The organism is Staphylococcus sp. EG-SA-2, assembly GCF_017152085.1.
On record NZ_JACYHC010000071.1, the window covers coordinates 1 to 563 of the forward strand.

At 34.5% G+C, this 563-nt stretch carries 1 protein-coding gene; it reads left to right on the plus strand.

Annotated elements, in window-relative coordinates:
* Positions 1-106: 106 nt before the first annotated feature.
* Positions 107-563 (plus strand): amidohydrolase (locus IDG60_RS27100; RefSeq protein ID WP_164825710.1); only part of this gene is annotated, 457 nt, incomplete at its 3' end.

Consider the following 563-nt stretch of genomic DNA (forward strand, 5'->3'; position numbering starts at 1 on the left):
TTTATATTCAAAGCTAAAATTGCAAAAAATTAATGGTTAACATCTCTGTTGTTGGCAATATAAATAATGATTAATCATTTATGATGTAACTAAGGAGATGAAGGATATGAATCAACAATTAATTGAAACTTTAAAATCTAAAGAAGGCAAAATGATTGAGATCAGACGTTATTTACATCAGCATCCAGAATTATCTTTTCATGAAGATGAAACGGCGAAATACATCGCTGAATTTTACAAAGGTAAAGATGTGGAAGTAGAAACGAATATCGGACCACGTGGAATTAAAGTAACGATTGATTCAGGGAAACCTGGTAAAACATTAGCAATCCGTGCAGACTTTGATGCATTACCTATTACTGAAGATACAGGATTATCTTTTGCATCACAAAATAAAGGTGTTATGCACGCATGTGGTCACGATGCACATACAGCATACATGCTTGTATTAGCAGAGACGCTTGCTGAAATGAAAGATAGTTTTACAGGAAAAGTCGTTGTGATACATCAACCAGCTGAAGAAGTACCACCAGGTGGTGCTAAAGCAATGATTGAAAATGGTG